The 16,921-nt window shown below is 64.5% G+C and carries 14 protein-coding genes; 9 read left to right on the forward strand and 5 right to left on the reverse strand.

Translation table 11 applies throughout. The features are described 5' to 3' along the window. The first annotated feature begins 259 nt into the window (after positions 1–259). From JZY06_RS11120 to JZY06_RS11145, 6 genes are all read left to right on the forward strand, one after another. Positions 260–610: a hypothetical protein gene (locus tag JZY06_RS11120; protein WP_207279626.1), complete on the forward strand. Its 351-nt coding sequence runs from the start codon at positions 260–262 to the stop codon at positions 608–610. Positions 611–965: 355 nt separating this feature from the next. Then, positions 966–1,637, forward strand: a complete 672-nt coding sequence (locus JZY06_RS11125; RefSeq protein ID WP_207279627.1) for an NUDIX hydrolase — start codon at positions 966–968, stop codon at positions 1,635–1,637. Positions 1,638–1,734: 97 nt separating this feature from the next. Further along, positions 1,735–3,087, forward strand: coding sequence for an MFS transporter (locus tag JZY06_RS11130; RefSeq protein ID WP_207279628.1), 1,353 nt, complete (start codon positions 1,735–1,737; stop codon positions 3,085–3,087). 294 nt (positions 3,088–3,381) lie between these two features. Beyond that, complete coding sequence (gene lysX, locus JZY06_RS11135; RefSeq protein WP_207279629.1) at positions 3,382–6,825, forward strand: bifunctional lysylphosphatidylglycerol synthetase/lysine--tRNA ligase LysX; 3,444 nt, start codon at positions 3,382–3,384, stop codon at positions 6,823–6,825. 60 nt (positions 6,826–6,885) lie between these two features. After that, positions 6,886–7,737 (forward strand): DUF998 domain-containing protein, encoded by an 852-nt coding sequence (locus JZY06_RS11140; protein WP_207279630.1) that lies wholly within the window; start codon positions 6,886–6,888, stop codon positions 7,735–7,737. Positions 7,738–7,831: 94 nt separating this feature from the next. Next, positions 7,832–8,878, forward strand: a complete 1,047-nt coding sequence (locus JZY06_RS11145) for an alpha/beta fold hydrolase (RefSeq protein WP_207279631.1) — start codon at positions 7,832–7,834, stop codon at positions 8,876–8,878. 205 nt (positions 8,879–9,083) lie between these two features. Here the strand turns inward: JZY06_RS11145 and JZY06_RS11150 are convergent, their stop codons facing one another. Further along, positions 9,084–9,296, reverse strand: a complete 213-nt coding sequence (locus tag JZY06_RS11150) for a hypothetical protein (RefSeq protein ID WP_207279632.1) — start codon at positions 9,294–9,296, stop codon at positions 9,084–9,086. A gap of 107 nt (positions 9,297–9,403) precedes the next feature. Between JZY06_RS11150 and deoD the strand changes: the two genes are divergently transcribed. Together deoD and JZY06_RS11160 are read left to right on the forward strand one after the other, a co-directional pair. Continuing rightward, the gene (gene deoD / locus JZY06_RS11155; RefSeq protein WP_207279633.1) at positions 9,404–10,120 is read left to right on the forward strand and encodes a purine-nucleoside phosphorylase; all 717 of its coding nucleotides are present in this window, start codon (positions 9,404–9,406) and stop codon (positions 10,118–10,120) included. A gap of 381 nt (positions 10,121–10,501) precedes the next feature. After that, on the forward strand, positions 10,502–10,801 hold the full coding sequence (locus JZY06_RS11160; RefSeq protein ID WP_207279634.1) for a hypothetical protein: 300 nt from the start codon (positions 10,502–10,504) through the stop codon (positions 10,799–10,801). 76 nt (positions 10,802–10,877) lie between these two features. On the opposite strand, the gene JZY06_RS11165 is transcribed toward JZY06_RS11160, so the two are convergent. The 3 genes from JZY06_RS11165 to JZY06_RS11175 form a co-directional block, all read right to left on the reverse strand. After that, entirely contained in the window at positions 10,878–12,581 is a 1,704-nt protein-coding gene (locus JZY06_RS11165; protein ID WP_207279635.1) for a phospho-sugar mutase, read from the reverse strand. A gap of 112 nt (positions 12,582–12,693) precedes the next feature. Continuing rightward, the gene (deoC, locus tag JZY06_RS11170; RefSeq protein WP_207279636.1) at positions 12,694–13,350 is read right to left on the reverse strand and encodes a deoxyribose-phosphate aldolase; all 657 of its coding nucleotides are present in this window, start codon (positions 13,348–13,350) and stop codon (positions 12,694–12,696) included. Positions 13,351–13,514: 164 nt separating this feature from the next. Then, positions 13,515–15,239 (reverse strand): alpha-amylase family glycosyl hydrolase, encoded by a 1,725-nt coding sequence (locus JZY06_RS11175; protein ID WP_207279637.1) that lies wholly within the window; start codon positions 15,237–15,239, stop codon positions 13,515–13,517. Positions 15,240–15,422: 183 nt separating this feature from the next. Here JZY06_RS11175 and JZY06_RS11180 point away from each other — a divergent pair, with 183 nt between their 5' ends. Continuing rightward, complete coding sequence (locus JZY06_RS11180) at positions 15,423–15,953, forward strand: GNAT family N-acetyltransferase (RefSeq protein ID WP_207279638.1); 531 nt, start codon at positions 15,423–15,425, stop codon at positions 15,951–15,953. A gap of 120 nt (positions 15,954–16,073) precedes the next feature. Here the strand turns inward: JZY06_RS11180 and JZY06_RS11185 are convergent, their stop codons facing one another. Further along, positions 16,074–16,919 (reverse strand): hypothetical protein, encoded by an 846-nt coding sequence (locus JZY06_RS11185; RefSeq protein WP_207279639.1) that lies wholly within the window; start codon positions 16,917–16,919, stop codon positions 16,074–16,076. Positions 16,920–16,921: the final 2 nt, after the last annotated feature.

Consider the following 16,921-nt stretch of genomic DNA (forward strand, 5'->3'; position numbering starts at 1 on the left):
AGGACCGGAAAGGCTTTGCCGTATCCGTTCACCGCCTGCCGCATGCGATGGTGCCGCACCGGATGGTCCCCGGCAAAGACGGGGCGGGCAAACCTGTCGACAGGCATGCCCGCAGCACCAACGGGGCGCTGTGTGGGCGGGCAACCGTCTAGACTCGTCGGTCAATAATGCACTGCCGTGGCCCCGGGCGGGATCGGCCGGTTGTTTCTCCCGCCCCGCCTGCCGGCATCACCGCACAAGACAAAGCACCAGAAAGGCTGTGTCCACCACGATCATGATCACCCACCGCCGAATTCGAACCATTCTCGCCGCCGTCACTGTCAGCGCCACTGTGGGCAGTGGGCTCGCTGTTGCCGCCACCCCGGACAGCCCGCCGGTCACGGCCACGCTGGCAGCCGATACCCAGGACGCCGACAACGGCAACGACAGTGTGAAACAAGACCTGGGCGAGCTGTCATCGACACTCGGGTCCTCCAACCAGGAAACCAACTCGTCAACCCTGGGTGGGGCGGCGAAATCCTTCGGCATCGGGCTGGGCAAACTGCTCGGGGGCATTGTGGCCCTGGGGCTTGTGGGCATGCTGCTCAACCGGCTCGGCCTGCCGCACTAGCACCCCCGCTTGCCCTTCCCGCCGTATGCCACCCCCGGCTGCGGCCAGCAATGCCCGCCGCCCCCCCACTGCCGCCCCGGTGGCGTTGTGACCACACCATCTTTCACCGTCTTTTCGGTGACAGCCCCCGGGTGACCCCTCCAGGCCACCCGGGCGGCACCAACGATGAACGCGCCCGAAAAGACTAACGGGGCGGAAAAAAGCGGCTGCGCCGGATACCCCCTGCGTCCGCCCCGTTGGTGCCCGGCCGTTCCCGCCCGGCGGACGGGCCGGTAACTTCACGGGCGTTGAGTTTGGCCGGGCAGCACTGTATCCTGCCTTTTAGTATTAATGACTAAAAGGAGGTTCGCCGGCCATGCCGTCCAACTTTTACGGGCAGGTGGAGCTGGCTGTGTCCACCCTGATTTTCGCGGTCCATGACGGTGAACTGGTCACCCCGCTGGTGCGGCGCAACCGGGAACCGTTTTTCCACCGGTGGGCGCTGCCCGGCGGGCCACTGGAACCGGGCAAGGATCTGGCCGCCACAGCAGTGGCGGTGATGGACCATGCCACCGGTTTCACCCCGCGCTATCTGGAGCAGCTCTACGCCTTCGGTTCACCGACACGCTCAGCAGGCCAGGGGCATGTGGTGTCGGTGGTCTACTGGGCCGCGGTGCCGGAAATCGGCGCCCCGGTCGACGGGGTGCAGTGGTTTCCCGTTGATGAAGTCACCGCCATGCCGCTGGCTTTCGACCATTCGGTGATTTTCTCCTATGCGCTGCAGCGGCTGCGCCGGAAAATCCCCTACACCCGCATCGCCCACTCGTTTCTTCCCGCCGAGTTCACTCTCGCGCAGCTGCGGGCGGTCCACGAGGCGGTGCTGGGGGAAAAACTCAATCCGGCCAACTTCAACCGTCAGACCCTGGCCCGCGGCGCAGTCATTGATACCGGCAGGCGCCTGGAAAACACCCCCTACCGCCCGCCGAAGCTGTACCGCTACGACGATTCCCTGGCTTACTCCCCGGATGCCGCCACCCCGCACGACTAGCCGGTCGCACCGGCCCCGCGGCCGGCATTGCCGGCAGGTCATCGTCACCGCAGTTTTTCCATCCGTTTTTTCATTCCCCCCATCAAGGATCCCCCTCATGACCACCACCCGCACTCCCGCCCGGCTGACCCGTTCAGCCCGGTTGGCGGAGCTTGATTTCACCAGAAAACACGGCAAACTACTCGGCGCCTCCGGTATCGGTTGGGCGCTCGATGCCATGGATGTCGGCCTGATTGCTTTCGTCATCGCCGCATTGGGCACCCACTGGGGTATTTCCGCCGAACAGAAATCCTGGATTGTCTCCATCGGTTTTGTCGGCATGGCCATCGGCGCGACCGCCGGCGGCCTGCTGGCCGACAGGATCGGCCGCCGCACTGTGTTCGCTCTCACCCTTGTCATCTACGGTGCGGCCACCGGTGCCACGGCCCTGGTCGGCGGTATCGGCATGCTGCTCGTCCTGCGTTTTCTGGTCGGGTTGGGGCTGGGCGCAGAGCTGCCCGTCGCCTCCACGTTGGTCAGTGAATTCGCCCCGACCAAAATACGGGGACGACTGGTTGTCATTTTGGAGGCCTTCTGGGCTGTCGGTTGGCTGGCCGCGGCCCTTATCGGCTATTTCGTGGTCGCCGGTTCCGACAACGGCTGGCGCTGGGCGCTGGCGTTGGGTGCGGTACCGGCCGTGTGGGCGATTGTGGTGCGCCTGCACGCCCCGGAATCGGTGCGTTTTCTTGAATCGAAAGGCAAAACACGGCAGGCCGATGCCGTTGTCGCCGAATTCGAGGCTTCCCCGAAGGTGACCGTTTTACCAAGGGTGTTCCACCCGTCCGGCTACACCGAAAGCGCGGTGACCAAACAGGCCGCCCCCGCCCGCGGCGGGCTGTTCGGCGCTGATCTCAGGCGGCGCACCATCGGGCTGTGGGTGGTGTGGTTCTGCATCAACTTCGCCTACTACGGGGCGTTCATCTGGATTCCGTCGATCCTCACCTCGCAGGGGTTCACCCTGTTCAAATCCTTCGAATTCACCTTGATCATGACCCTGGCGCAGCTGCCCGGCTATTTCTGCGCCGCCTGGCTGATTGAGGTGTGGGGCAGGCGCACCACCCTGGCGGTGTTCCTGGTCGGCTCTGCCGCCGCCGCCGGTTTCTACGGCCTGGCGGGAAGCGTCAGCACCATCATCATCGCCGGGTGTGCGCTGTCGTTTTTCAACCTGGGCGCCTGGGGTGCCCTGTACGCGATCAGCCCGGAGCTGTTTCCCACCCGGGTACGCGGCACCGGAACAGGCTCAGCCGCCGGTGTCGGACGCATAGCCTCAATCATCACCCCGCTGCTGGTGCCGGTGTTCATGGCCGCCGGCGGGGCGGGACTGACCTTCGGTGTCTTCGCCGCCGCTTTCTTCCTTGCGGCCGGGGCAACGTTTCTGCTCCCGGAGCAAAAAGGACAACTGATCGGATAATCCCCTTTCCCCCGCCACCGGGACCCGGGCCCGGATGTTTCTCTCCCGGCCCCGCCGGCGGACAGCAGGAACCAGCACCGCCAGTGACCGACACCACACCGGTGGCGTTACCGGCCCCGGGTCGGCTTTTTCGCTGCTGCAGCCTTGTCCCCCGGGCTTTCCCGCCGGGCGGGCAGCGACGGGCGTTATACGATTGACTGCCGTACCACCCGCAGCCGCAGACAACCACTGCCGCTGTGCCCGGGTGGTGTGGCGCCGACCGCACAAAGAATGCGGCAGACGAAAGGACATGCAGTGAGCCAACGGGTCACTCCCCCCGACCGGACGATCGCCAAAGATCTGGCCAAAGACCGGGTCGCCGGACTGATCGGCTGGATGTCGCTGTTCGCCGCATTCTGGTCGCTGCTGGAATTTCTGTTCCGTTTCAACGAGCCGCTGATTCTTGATGTGGTGGGCTACGGCCTGACCCTGATCAACGTGATCCACGGGCCGTCACTGTTCATTGCCGGCATCATGATGGTCTTCGCCAGTGCCGCTTTCCGCCGCAAACGCCTGGTGGTGTGGCTGATGGTGACAGTGCAGCTGCTGATACTGATCGGTACCGCCACCAACCAGGTGTTCGACATTTTGGGCGATGACGTGTTCTGGCCGTTCTCGTGGACGGTCAATGTGGTGGCCGCCCTGGTCATCATCGGTCTGATGCTGTGGGCCAGGAGTGCTTTCCCGTCGCCGATCTCCGCCCGGGCCGCCGGGCTGGGGGTGCTGGCACTGATCGGCAGCCAGCTGGTGGTCATCCTGATTGGTTTCCTGGCCGTGGAACTGGTGCCCAACCGGTTGTTTACCGTCCAGCACCGTTTCACCTGGGTGATCAAAGCAGTCGGCTGGGAAACCGTCATCGGGGACACCGGGCTGCCGCACGGTGGACCGGTGTGGCTGACGGTGATTCTGGCGCTGCTGTCCGGTGCGGCCTACCTGTGGGGTATGACGGTGTTTCTGCGGGCACAGCGTCCCCCGGCACGCACCGCGCTGGAAGATTTGCAGCTGCATGAATTGCTTGCCCGCTACCCCAGTGATTCGCTGAGCTATTTCGCCACCTCAACCGACCGGCGGATGGTGTTCGCCCCATCGTCGAAGGCCTGCATCAGCTATTCGGTGTCAGCCGGTGTGGCAATGGCCGGCGGCGACCCGGTCGGTGATCCCGCACACTGGTCCGCGGCCATCCACGCCTGGTTGAAACACGTCTATTCCCTGGGGCTGGTTCCCGCGGCCTTATCCTGCAGTGAGAAAGGCGCCCGTGCCTGGCGGTCCGCCGGTTTCAAAGCACGGCTGATGGGTGATGAGGCAGTCATTGACATCAGCCGGTTCAGTCTGTCCGATCCGGCGATGAAACCTCTTGCCGCAGCCCGGAAACGGGTGGCGAAAGCCGGCATCACCATCACCTGCAGGCGCCTGGAAACCCTGTCGGCCGGAGAGATCACCGCCCTGCGGCAGGCGGCGGAAAAATTCCGGGTCGGTGACGAACGCGGCTTTTCCATGGCCCTGGACCGGCCGCTGGATCCGCTGGACTTCAACCAGATGGTGGTGACCGCCTACAGCGCCGACGGTCAGCTGCACGGGCTGTTGACCTTTGTGCCCTTCACCCCGAAGGGCCTGTCGCTGAACCTGATGCGGCGTAACCCGGGGTGTGTCAACGGCACCATCGAGGCCATGGTTTTGGCGTTGATCGATGACTGCCGTGACCGCGGCATTGAATCGGTGTCGCTGAACTTCGCGATGTTCCGCAACGTCTTCGTGGAAGGTGAAGCCGTCGACGCCCGCTGGTTTTCCCGCGCGCTACGCCGGGTCATGCAGACCGCCAGCCACTTCTGGCAGCTGGAAAGCCTGCTGGAAGCCAATGCCCGCTACCGCCCGGACTGGAAACCCCGCTACATCGTCTTCCCCGACTCAGCCCGGTTGACCTCCACCCTGGTGGCCGCCGGCCAGCTGGAGGGATTTCTTCCCGCCTGGCTGGATCACAGGTTCAACCGGCCGGACTTCATGGATGATCCGGCCCACGCCGCAGCCGTCCGGGAAATCTACGACAAACAGAAAATATCGGCTGCCTCCGTCGGGCCGAAACTTGGTGAACAGGAAAAAATCCGTATCCGTCGGGCCGGTGAACTCGCCGCCGCCGGCATGGATCCTTACCCGTACGCCCGCACCGGGGAGCACACCCTGACCATTGCGGAGCTTGTCGGAGGGAAAAAAGCCAACACCGGACCGCAGCCCGCCACCCCGGCAGCCGGTGCAGCAGACGGAGATGGCCCGTCCGATGCGGTGACCTTCCACGGCCGGATATCGGCGGTCAGGGATCACGGCGGGCTGGTATTCGCCGATCTTTTCGACGGCTACGACAGTATTCAGATGGCCGCCGATCAATCATCGACCCGGCATTTCCGGCTGCTGAAAAAACTCGACACCGGTGACGCGGTCAGCATCACCGGCCACCTGGGGCGCAGCGACCACGGGGAGTTGACGGTGTTCGCCACCGATTGGCGGATGCTGGCGAAAACCCTGCGGCCGGTGGCCGTTCCCCGCACCCGCTTCGAAGGTGCATCCCAAGCCCGTGACCGCACCATGACACTGATCAACCAGCCGCGGCAGCTTCAGCTGGTGCGTATGCGTTCCCGGGCGGTGACCGCCCTGCGTCACCAGTTGACCGGGGCAGGCTACCTGGAGGTGGAAACCCCGATCCTGCACGCGGTCAAAGGCGGGGCCAACGCCCGGCCGTTTATCACCCATTTAAACGCCTACGATGCCGAAGTCACCCTGCGGATCGCCCCCGAGCTGTATCTGAAACGGCTGGCCGTCGGCGGTATGGGGGCCATCTTCGAGATCGGCCGGTCGTTTCGCAACGAAGGTGTCGACGCCACCCACAACCCGGAATTCACCTCTTTGGAGGCCTACCGGGCGGGCGGCGACTACACCACCATGCGGCAGCTGACCAAGCAACTGATCACCCAGGCCGCCGCCACCATCCACGGGCGGGAAGTCGCCTGGCAGGACAAAGCCAAAGTGGAGCGTTTCGCCGCCGATCCGCTGCCGTTTGCCCGGCCGCTGGAATACACCGTTGATCCGGCCGAAGTGCCACCGAATCTCCGCAAGGTCTTCACGCAGTCGAAAAACCCGCTGGTGCAAGTCGATATTTCCGGCGACTGGCCGGTGGTCAGTGTGCTCGACGCGGTCAGTGCCGCAACCGGCCGCACCATCGATCTGGATATGGACCTGACCGACATTGCCGCCATCTGCCGCGACCACGGCATAGAAATCCCGCCGTCAGCCACCGTGGCCGGACTGGTCAATGAACTCTACGAGGAACTGGTGGAAGGCGCTACCGGTTTCCCCACCTTCTACACCGATTTCCCGGCCGAGGGCTGCCCCCTGACCCGCACACACCGGACAGATCCGCGGCTTGCCGAACGCTGGGATCTGGTGGCCTTCGGCATGGAACTGGGCACCGCCTACACGGAACTGACTGATCCGCGTGACCAGCGGGAACGCTTTGTCGCCCAATCGTTGGCCGCAGCGGCCGGCGATCCGGAGGCGATGAGCCTGGATGTTGATTTCCTCCGCTCACTGGAACTGGGCCTGGTCCCCACCGGCGGCATGGGCATGGGGGTTGACCGCATGGTGATGCTGCTGTGCGGCACCGACATCCGCTCCATCATTGCCTTCCCCTACGTCAAACCCGCCACCTGATCTTCCCCACCGTCACCCGGCGCGGGGATTGCTGCCGGACACGAGAAAGAGACACACACCATGACGGTTGATTCCACCTCCGGTCCACAGCAGCCCGGAAGCACCGCCCGGACAGCACTCGTGGCAATGGCGGTCGCGGCAGCCGTGAGCTACAACTCATGGATCCTCGGCCCGCTGGTACCGGAATTACCGCTGACCACTTCCCTGGCCAGCGAATACGGCTCGCCGGTGTGGCGGTTGTCGTGGGTGTTCCGGCTGGGTGATCTTTTCACCGCCATGCTGCTGGTGGGGGTGGTGGTGCTGGGCACCAGAATGCACCTGGCCTGCACCAGGGCCACCTCCCGGCCGCTTGCTGTGGCACGCATCATCTTTGTTGCACTGTCGGCGGTGTTCGCGGTGGCCACCCTGTTTGATGCGTCTTTTCCCATGCCGTGCCCGTACATGACCACCTCGGCGGCGGCATTGGATTCCCCCGAGTGCCTGACTGTGGCGCACTACGTGCACGAATTCACCTCCGGCACTGTTGGCACGGTGGCGGTGGCCGCCATGGCGGTGGTGGCTGTCATGCAGTTTGTCCTGGTCGGGAAAGCCACCGGTACGGCACAAGCCGTCCCGGACAAGTCACTGCTGCCGGCGGGCAGCCGCCTGCACGGGACGGGCACAGAACCCGCAGCAGGTGGTTTTCCCGGCCGCATGTACCGGGTGCCGATGCTCATCGTGGCCGTGTTTTTCGCCCTGGCCTGCCTGTACTGCACCGGCAGTTTCTTTTTCGGCGGCTGGCCGCTGGTCGGTATCGTCCAACGGTTGTCCCTGGTGGCCAACAGTCTCTGGTGGGTACTGGCCGTCACCGGCTGGCTGGCATCCGGGGCTGCGGCCATCCCCGATGATCCGCCCGCGGCGCACCAGGGGTAAAAATAGTGGTGGCACCGGCTGCATGCGCGCCGGCCCCGCCCCTTTTTTTCACCCCGTAACACCTTCGCCCCCGCGCGCCTTCCAGGAGAAACAGTTGGCCGCCACCCCGGACGACGGGTCCATCGACATCGGTCGCCATATTCCCGTCACCTACACCCCCGACCTGTTTTTTACCGCCCCCTCAACCAGCTGCGACGAAGACCACAGCCTGCCGGCGGACAGCACCACCCCGGAGGGGCGGTCGTTCGCCGCCCAGGTGCATGTCGTCGACTACGGCACACCGGGCAATCCGGCGGTGTTTCTGCTCTCCGGGCTGTCGGTGCCGTGGTTCGACTGGCAGGAAGTGGCACAGGCACTGTCCACCGACCACCATGTGGTGGTTTTCGACCGGATCGGTGCCGGACTGTCAACTGCCACCGACGGGCTGCCGCCGGGCAGTCTGCTGGCCGAAGTCGATGTTTTGCACCAGGTGATGGATGCCTGCGGGGTGGACGAAGCACATATTGTGGGCCATTCCATGGCCGGTTTCATCGGTGAGGCTTTCGCATTGAGCCATCCGGCGAAAACCACCCGGTTGACGCTGCTGGACGGATCCTACGAACCGGCCACCGAAGGGGATCTGGACACCATCAGGAACCTGTGGCGGAAAACCCGCACCCCTGGGGTGGTGGAGAAAATAGAGCGCCTGGGTTTGGACATCGATGCCGCCCGGAAAGTGTTCGCCCACGCCTACCAGCTGCACCGGCCGGACCGCCGCCACGGCAATGACGCCCACATCATGGTTCCGCTGGCGCAGACAAAAGACTTCATCGATGGGATGCTGCGGGAGCTTCGCGGATACAACCTGTGGGCCGAGGAACTGGCGCACATTGACCGGGCGCTGCCTTTGAACGTCCCCACCGATGTGGTCGGAGCCTGCCGGGGATGGGCCAACTTCTTCGGCCTGACCCTGGGCCGCTGGCAGCGGAAACTGCGCCGGCACGCCCGCAGCCTGGCGGAAAGAAACCCGGGATCGGAAGTGTATTTCATTCCCATTCAAGCCAGCCACATGATGATGCGGGACAATTCCCGCGACATTATCCGCATTATCCGCGGTCACCTGGGCCGCGACAGCCGTCACCGGATGGGTCCGGCGGCCTGAACGCCCCGTTGGCCAGCACCGGCACCCAGCTGGTCTTCCAGGGCACAGCGCAGCCCGCCGCTGTCCCGCCACCGGGTCACATGCCACAAGCCCCGCCGGTGACAGTGGGATCGCCGCAGGCCCGGTTCCCGTGTAACCATCGGCCCGATCTGTCACCGGTACCGTCTTGTACTGCCCTGCCAGCGTAAGCCGCCCGCTCATCGCGTCACCGGCAGGGATAGACCGTCATTTCCCGGTCACCGGCAACCGTGACGGCGGTGGTGAAACTCAACACATCACCGCCCCGCCTCACATCCGCATTCATTGCCGAAGCCCCTTGAATCCCCCAGTCGAAACGCATCCGGTAGGCCTGTTGGCCGGCATAGTTCTCCATCACCCGGGCGGGAGCGGGAAACCACCACCGGCGGGAAAACAACATCTGCCGCACACCGCATTCCCGGGTGTCACGGTGCGTGTCACAATGAAATGGGCAACAGCAAAAAACATCACGGCACCCCCCGGTGCACGCCCCGCAAGGAGAATCCCGTGCCAGACAAGTCCACCCCGCACATCGTCCCGAACGGTGCCCCGATCGCCGACACCATTCTTCTTCCCGGGGATCCGCTGCGGGCGAAATTCGTCGCCGAGACATATCTCGACGATGCCGTCCAATTCAACAGTGTGCGCAACGCCCTCGGTTTCACCGGCACCTACCGGGGCAGGGAAGTCTCCGTCATGGGCACCGGCATGGGCATTCCGTCGATCTCCCTGTACTCCTGGGAGTTGATCCACGTGTTCGGCTGCACCAACCTGATCCGCATCGGATCCTGCGGCTCCATGCGCAAAGACCTCGACCTCTACGACATTGTGGTCGCCCAGGCCGCCTCCACGGACTCCAATTTTCTCGCCCAGTACAACCTGCCCGGCACCTTCGCCCCAACCGCGTCTTTCCGCCTGCTGGACGCCTTCCACAGCCAGGCAAAACAGCAGGGCGTCACGCCCCGCTTCGGCAATGTCTTGAGTTCCGATGTGTTCTACGGCGCCGACCGGACAGCCATCGACCGTTGGGCGGGGATGGGTGTGCTGGCCGTCGAGATGGAAACCGCCGGCCTGTACGCGGTGGCCGCCCACGCCGGCGTGGATGCGCTGGGGGTGTTCACCGTCTCCGACAACCTTGTCACCGGTGAGAAAACCAGTCCCGAGAAGCGCCGGACCTCTTTCACCCGGATGATGGAACTCGCCCTGCCGCTGGCCGGCGCCTGAAAAAACCACCCGCCCCATCACCGGCAGGCACCGTCTTGCCCTGAAAGCCCGACCGGACAACGGCTGCCGGTGCTTTTGTTTTCCGGCCGCCGCATCCACCACGCTGCGGTACAGAATTTCCTCCCCCACAGTTTTTCCACCTGCCCATTCCAACAACCCCGCCTGCGGCGGGGGGATCCCCTACCCGGCCGGGCACCGGCCCGGATTGCTGTCTGCGGCCCGACCGCATCTACTATTGCCTGACACACCTGCCGCACATGCGGCAACGGTTGGCGGCGGCACCAGTTTTTCCGCCGACGACGCACCACACCGGGCGCCGGTGGTCCGGCCACGGGTGCACCTTCGACTCCCCTTCCCCCTGATTTCCCCCAGGAGCTTGCCATGTCCCCCGCCGATGATGCTGTCAACCAGATCAAACAAACCGCCAAACAAACCGCCGACAAGGGCCGCAAAATCGTCATCGGCTGCGGCATCTTCTTCATCGCGGTGCTGCTGCTGATTGTCGTGTCGTGCATGTCCGGCGACGACGAAAACGATCCGCAGCCGGCAACCACCACCGTCGTATCCGTGACCACGGAAACATCGTCAGTGGCCGTTGTCACGCAATCCCCGCAGACCGCCACCAGCACCGTGGCCGTGGTGACCGAACCGGCCACTGCGACAGTCACCGCCACCCGGTAGTTCTTTTCTTTAAACTTTCCCCCATACCCGGCGCGCACAGGTCCCGGCGGTGGGGGATGAAAACTGCTCCCGCGGCTCAGTGCCCAAGACCGATGGCGGCTGTGAGATCACCGGCGATGCGCTCCAGCCTGCGCTGTGCGGCAGCGCCCGGCCGGGGTTGATCATTGCCGATGACCACCTCCAGGTAGCATTTGAGTTTCGGTTCGGTGCCCGACGGCCGGATGATCACCCGGTCATTGTCAGCTGTGAACAGCACCAATCCGGTGGTCGGCGGCAGGCCGTTGTAGCCGGTGGACAGATCGTGTGTGTGCACAACCTGTGATCCCGCCAACCGGGTGGGCGGATTGTCCAGCAGCCTGTCCAATGTTCGGTCGATCAGCGACAGGTCCGTCACCCGGAAGGTCAGCGGACGGGTCTGGTAGAAACCGTAGTCGTCGCGCAGCCGGTTGAGTTCGTCGACAAGACCGGCACCCCGCTGTTTCAGGGTTGCCGCATAGTTGGCTACCGTGACCGCGGTGCACACGCCGTCTTTGTCGCGGACGAATTCGGGGTCGCAGCAAAAACCGATGGCTTCTTCGTAGCCGAACACAATGCCGGGGCTGCGGGCGATCCATTTGAAGCCGGTGAGTGTCTGGGTGTGGCCGCGGCCGTGTCCTTTGGCAATCGCGGCCAGCCACCGCGAGGAGACAAGCGAACTCGCGCAGCCGCCGCCGGTGGTGTGGCTGAGCACCCAGTCGCCCAGCAGGGCACCGGTTTCATCGCCGCTCAACTGTGTCCAGGCGGTGTCACCGGTGTGTGCGTCGGGCACCGGGATGGCCACCGCGCACCGGTCGGCATCCGGGTCCAGGGCGATGATCACATCGGCCGCAACTTTTTCCGCGGCAGCGACCGCCAAATCCAAAGCCCCCGGTTCTTCCGGGTTGGGAAACGACACGGTCGGAAAATCCGGGTCGGGATAGGCCTGGGCACCCACCAGGTGCACATCGTGGTATCCGGCCCGGGCCAGGGCGGCAACAGCGGTACGGCCCCCCACACCGTGCATGGGGGTGAGCACAAGGCGCAGATTGTTTTTGGCTTCCTTGTCCGGGCCTTGTTCACCCAGTGTTCCCGCCCGCGCCAGATAGGCTTCCAGCACATCGGCGCGCGTGACCGATGAGTAGTCGCGTTCAATCGCATCGGCGGGACCGGCCGCGGCGATGGCCCGCTGGATTTCTTTGTCGGCCGGGCTGATCAGCTGCACGCCCCGCCCGTCGCCGGTGGCGATCCGCCCGCCGAGATACACCTTGTAGCCGTTGTCTGCCGGCGGATTGTGGGAGGCGGTCACCATCACCCCGGCGTCGGCGTTGAGGTACCGGACGGCGAAAGCGGTCACCGGGGTGGGCAGTTGCTCTTCCAGCAGTATCGCTGTGCCACCGGCTGCCGCCACCACAGCCGCGGCATCATGGGCGAATGCGTGGCTGCCGTGGCGGGCATCGCAGCCGATGACCACCACCGGGTTGGCAACACGGGCAGTCAACCAATCGACCAGGCCTTTGGTGGCTTTGATCACTGTCGCCCGGTTCATGCGGTGCTCCCCCGGACCGACTTCGCCCCGCAGACCAGCGGTACCGAAGGTCAACGGCCCGGAAAACATCTGCTCCAGCATCCCCCGGGCGGCCGGATCGTCGTGTGCTGTGTCCACCAGGTCTTTGACGAATCGGGCGCTGTCGTCATCCGGGTCGTGCTCGGCCCAGTCGGTGGCCCGTGCCACCACATCGTCACAGTGGGGATCAGTGATCATCGCGTATGTCCTTATCCGCCGTCGTGGTTGCGGGGTGACGGCGTCAACCGGGGGCTGCGTGTTTTTTTCGGTACTGAAAAAACTGCGTGGTGTTTTTCAGGGCGCACCCCGGTCAGTCGTCCAGTCCTTCCAGGACTGTCGCCGACGAGGACAGCCCCAGGCGGGTGGCCCCGGCGCGCACCATGGCCAGGGCTGTTTCGGTGCTGCGGATACCGCCGGAGGCTTTGATTCCCAGCCGCCCGCCGACGGTTTTGCTCATCAGTTCGACAGCGTGCACGCTGGCACCGCCCGCCGGATGGAATCCGGTGGAGGTTTTCACAAAATCGGCCCCCGCTTGTTCCGCCGCCAGGCAGGCACCGGTGATGGCTTGATCATCCAGGCAGGCGGTTTCCAGGATCACTTTGACGACAACCGGTGCCGGGCAGGCGGCGCGGACAGCGGCTATTTCTTCTTCCAGTTCCCCGAAGCGGTGGCGCACCGCCAAAGAGACATCGATGACCATGTCGATCTCCTGCGCCCCGTCTTCCACAGCCCGGGCGGCTTCGGCGGCTTTGATTTCTTTTTTCACCGCGCCGGAGGGAAAACCGACCACGGTGGCCACAACCATCCCCTCCGGGGTGGCGACGGGAAGCCGGTTGGGGGAGACACACACCGAATAGGTGCCCAGTTCGGCGGCTTGTTTGACCAGGGCGTCCACATCGGCGGGCGTGGCCTCCGGTGTGAGCAGGGTGTGGTCGATCATCCGGGCGAGTTCGCTTTTTGTCACCATCGTCGTCTCCGTTTTCTTGTGTTGGCAGATTGTGCGTTCGGTTCGTGGGGAACGACCGGGCTTGTGCGGTATCATCCGCCATCAAGGCTACGTCCCCGGCGGACAACCGGAAGCCGGGGACCGGGTCAGCTGACCGGGGCTGCGGTGTCGCGTATCCCGCACAGTCACCCGGCCACACACCAGACGGTGGTGCCCGGTTCCACCACCCGGTCGGGAGTACCGCCGGACGGTGCCACCCCACCGGGCCACGCCGATGACATCACCACCCGCCAGCAGTCGGGTACCGGGTAGTCATCGTCGATGGCGTGGATGATCCGCACTGTCTCCCCGGCCGGGGGATGGCTGTCGAAGACGAGGACCCCGGCGGGGGACTCAACCGGGGTGAAGCTGCCCGCCCCCAAATCCAGTTGTTTCCGCATCCCGATCGCGGCCCGGTAGAAATTGACTGTCGATGACGGATCCCCATCCTGACAGTCGGCGGCGATATCACCGTAGCCGTCCGGCTGCGGCAGCCACGGTGCGGCGGGTGCACCACCGTCGGCGGTGCCGGTGGGGCTGAACCCGAAAGAGGCACCGTTTTTCTTCCACGGCAGCGGTGCCCGGCAGCCGTCGCGGCCCAGCTGTGTTTTGCCGCTGCGCACAAATGTCGGATCCAGCCGGTCAGCGGGATCCATGGTGGTGTGGTCGAAAAGCCCCAGTTCCTCCCCCTGGTAGAGGTAGGCCGAGCCGGGAAGGGCCAGCATGAACAACGTGGCTGCTTTCGCCCACACCAGTCCGCGGTCGTGGTCGGGCTGCGGATCATCGGGGCCGATACCGTTGGGCACCGAGTTTTTCGGATTCAGGCCGAAACGGCTGACATGGCGGACGGTGTCATGGTTCGACAGCGCCCACGCGGTGCGGGTGCGCAGCGCCGGCGGCACCCTGTCCCCGGCATGGCGGTCAACGACTTCGAGCAGATCTTTTTTCGTCCAGGGGCTGAGAAGCAGATCGAATGCGAAAGCGGAATCGAGTTCGTCGTCGCTGATGTAGGGGTGGCGGCGTGCCGGATCATCCACCCACAGCTCCCCGACCAGGTCTTTTTTCGCCGCACACGAGTCGGCGAATTCACGCCAGCTGCGGTAGATCTCATGGACGCCGTCATTGTCGAAACGCGGGTCACTGTCGGATTTGATCGATTCGATCATCCCGGAGCCGTCGGCCATATCCGGCAAACCCTCTTCTTTGACCAGCCCGCCGGCGACATCGATGCGGAAACCGTCGACCCCTTTGTCGAACCAGAAGCGCAGCACGTCGAGGAATTCCCGTTTCACTTCGTCGTTGTTCCAGTTCAGATCCGGCTGGCCGGGATCAAACAGGTGCAGATACCACTGGGTGTCACCGGCCCACGGGTTGCCCGCCGCATCAGGGCGGTCGGCGACTTTCGTCCACGCGGAACCGCCGAAAATCGATTCCCAGTTATTCGGCGGGGTGTCCGGGTTGGCGGGATCGATGTCGCGGAACCAGTACCACTCCCGCGCCGGTGATCCGGGTCCTTGTTTCAGTGCCTGCACGAATTTCTCGTGGGCGGCGGAAGTATGGTTGGGCACCAGATCCAGATAGATCCGCAAACCCCTGTCGTGGCAGGCGGCGATCAGTTCCTCCATGTCGGCCAGCGTGCCGTACATCGGATCGATCATCCGGTAGTCGGTGACGTCGTAGCCGCCGTCGCACTGCGGGGAGGAAAAACACGGCGACAGCCAGATACCGTCAACCCCCAGAGAGGCGATCCAGTCGAGGGCGCTGGTGATCCCCCTGATATCACCCGAGCCGTTGCCGGTGGTGTCCCGGAAACTGCGCGGATAGACCTGGTAGATCACCGGGGTGCTGGTGGCATGGGATTCGGCGGCCATGAAAACACGCTCCTTCAAACATTCGGGAAAAACTATCCTCACCCTCATCCGCCGCATGCCGCGGCTGGTGTTCCCGGCCATGGTAGGACACCCGGATAAAGCGTGCGGACATGCACCACACCGCGGGCGCGGCGCGGGCGTCCAGTTGGTGCCAGGCCCTCTGGTGTGGTTGGGTAACCGTCCATGAACAACTATTTCTCAGTATCCTCACTCGCGGACCTGTCTGCCCTGGAGGTGCACCGGCTCTACAAACTGCGGGTCGATGTCTTCGTCCACGAGCAGCACTGCGCCTACGCGGAAATTGATGACATTGACGCCCTGCCCACCACCTTCCATGTGCAGGCATTCGAAGGACCGGCCGGGCGTGAACCGGTCGGTACCGCCCGCCTGTTCCCCGACACCGCGGCCGGTTTCGCCCACAAGTGCCTGGGCAGCGTGGACCTGCCCCATGACGGTGACTTGTGGCAGCTGGGCCGGGTGTGCACCGCACAGTCGGTGCGCGGATCAGGTCTCGGGGCGGAAATCCTCCGCCAGACTCTGCGGCTTGCCCATGAGCAGGATCCGGAGCGCGACATTGTCATCACCGCCCAGGTGCCGCTGGAAGACTACTACGGCCGGTTCGGTTTCGTCCGCTGCGGCGAGATCTTCGACTGGGATGGCATGGATCATCTGCCGATGGTCCGGCCCGCGGGACCGGTGGGCCAGCCCAGCTGATCGCCCCATCGCCCGAGCCATAAGCCGGGCTTGTGCGGGTTTTCACCCCACAGCACACACGGCCGGCCCCTGTGACAGGGGCCGGCCGTAGGGGTGTTGGTGCACGCTGGGCTGTTTTTGCTACAGGGTGACGTGAACCCCGTGGCTGATCTGCCGGTAGGCCAGGGCGTAGGCGATACCGCTGAACGGCAGCAGAATCAGGGCACCGACAATGGTGAACACGCTGATTGTGACCATGACCGCCACCAGCACTGACAGTCCCAGAAGCGGCAGGTAGTTGCGGGATCCGTCCGCGAAGCAGCGGACGAAGGATTCACCGATCCCGCAGCCGTGGTCCAAAGCGTAGAAGGGCGCCAGCTGGTAGAGCGGGGAGGCGACAAGAAGCACCAGCATCACCAGCAGGTACAGGCCACCGAACAGCAGAGCATCGTTGCCGGTGGGATCGGTGGACTGGAAGACCACCGACACCGTCGAGGGCAGGGCCACCACGGCGGTGACCAGAAACGGAATGCCGAAGCCGTGTTTGAAGCGGAAGAAATCACCGAAGCTGATGCGGCGGTTCTCCGCGACCTGCAGGGCACCGTTGTAGGCGGCGGTGGTCAACACGGCGGAAAACACAACCGAGAGCACCGCAATGGCGACCATGACCCCCAGCGGCATCTGCACGTCCGCATCCGGACTCAAAGTCGCCGGATCAATGGTGTCGAAAACGGTGAAGAACATCAGCACAGCCGCACCCACGCCGATGACCATCACCCCGGCGAAACCGAGCAGGCCGAGCAAAAACCACGGCAGGAAGCGGGCGAACAGCTGTGAAAATCCCGTGCCGATCGTGGCGAACACCTTCAGTGAGCCGTCTGACTGCACCACGCCGGGCGGCAGCGACGATGCGGGGGGCTGTGGTCCGCGGTAGAAATCACCCGCTGGTTCTTCCGGCCCGTAGTCCGGTAAATGATTCGCATTCATAT

The sequence above is a fragment of the Corynebacterium mendelii genome (assembly GCF_017307055.1).
In the GTDB taxonomy this organism is placed as follows: domain Bacteria; phylum Actinomycetota; class Actinomycetes; order Mycobacteriales; family Mycobacteriaceae; genus Corynebacterium; species Corynebacterium mendelii.